Below are 1,808 nucleotides of genomic sequence, written 5' to 3' on the forward strand. Positions count from 1 at the left end.
CAAGACCGACGAATCCGGCGAGACGGACGAATCCGGGGCCGACGAGTCCGGCGATGCGGGCGACGACTCGGAGAGCGGGTCCAGCCGCCGTCGTCGCCGCCGGCGGCGGCGCAAGGTCGCCGGGGAGTCCGGGGACAGCGAGCCGGCCGACGACGATCCGCCCAATACGGTCGTGCACGAGCGGGAACCGCGGAACAAGACCCGTACCCGCGCCACGGTCGACGAAGTGCAGGGCATCACCGGCTCCACCCGGCTCGAGGCCAAACGGCAGCGCCGTCGCGACGGCCGTGAGGCCGGTCGCCGTCGTCCCCCGATTCTCACCGAATCGGAGTTCCTGGCCCGGCGCGAGGCCGTGGACCGGGTGATGGTGGTGCGCGAAAAGGAGTTCCCGGGCCATCCGGCCGCCACCCAGGTGGCCGTGCTCGAGGACAACATCCTGGTCGAGCATTTCGTCACCAGCACCGGATCGGCGTCCATGGTGGGCAATGTCTATCTGGGCAAGGTGCAGAACGTGCTGCCCAGTATGGAGGCCGCGTTCGTCGATATCGGCCGGGGCCGCAACGGCGTGCTCTACGCGGGCGAGGTCAACTGGGAGGCCGCCGGGCTCGGCGGTAAGGAACGTAAGATCGAGCAGGCGCTCAAACCCGGCGACCAGGTGCTGGTCCAGGTGAGCAAGGACCCGGTGGGCCACAAGGGCGCCCGGCTGACCACCCAGATCAGCCTGGCCGGTCGCTTCCTGGTGTACGTGCCCGGCGGGACCTCCACCGGGATCAGCCGCAAGCTGCCCGATACCGAGCGCAAACGGCTCAAGGAGATCCTGCGGGAGATCGTCCCGGCCGATGCGGGCGTCATCATCCGGACCGCCTCCGAGGGCGTCAGCGAGGCCGAACTCACCCGCGACGTGGAACGTCTGCAGACCGCCTGGCGCAAGATCACCGCGGCGGCCGAGAATCAGTCGAACGCGCCGAAGACCCTGTACGAGGAGCCCGATCTGCTCGTCAAGGTCGTGCGTGATCTGTTCAACGAGGATTTCTCGCGGCTGGTCATCGAGGGCGAGCGCTCCTGGAGCACCGTCGAGAACTACATCGGCACCGTCGCCCCCGATCTGCTCACCCGGGTCTCCCGGCACGAGAACAACGGGGTCGACGTCTTCGAGACCTACCGCATCGACGAACAGCTGGCCAAGGCGCTCGACCGCAAGGTGTGGCTGCCCTCGGGGGGCACCCTGGTGATCGACCGCACCGAGGCGATGACGGTGATCGACGTCAACACCGGTAAGTTCACCGGCTCCGGCGGCGGCAACCTGGAGGAGACGGTCACCCGGAACAACCTCGAGGCCGCCGAGGAGATCGTGCGGCAGATGCGGCTGCGCGATATCGGCGGCATGATCGTGGTCGACTTCATCGATATGGTGCTCGAGTCCAACCGCGACCTGGTGCTGCGCCGTCTCACCGAGGCCCTCGGCCGCGACCGCACCCGTCACCAGGTCTCCGAGGTCACCTCGCTGGGCCTGGTCCAGATGACCCGTAAGAAGCTCGGTACCGGGCTGGTGGAGGCGTTCTCCACCACCTGCGAGCACTGCCACGGTCGCGGCATCCTGGTGCACAGCTACCCGGTGGAGCCGTCGGGCTCCGACGAGGGCGGCGCCGGCCGGGGCCGGGAGTCGGGTTCGCGGCGCCGTCGCAACCGGGACAAGGCCGCCGCCGTGCCCGCGGCGCCGCAGCCCGCCACCCCCGAACTGTCGGAGGAGGACGCGGCGGCCAAGCGGGCCCACCCGGTGGCGCTGGCCATGGCCGCCCATCATCCGG

At 69.6% G+C, this 1,808-nt stretch carries 1 protein-coding gene; it reads left to right on the forward strand.

The window, feature by feature from the left end; all coding sequences use genetic code 11:
- On the forward strand, nt 1-1,808 hold a 1,808-nt coding region (locus ON38_RS06995), incomplete at both ends, for an Rne/Rng family ribonuclease (RefSeq protein ID WP_039823342.1).

Source organism: Nocardia testacea NBRC 100365 (assembly GCF_000308775.1).
In the GTDB taxonomy this organism is placed as follows: Bacteria; Actinomycetota; Actinomycetes; order Mycobacteriales; family Mycobacteriaceae; genus Nocardia; species Nocardia testacea.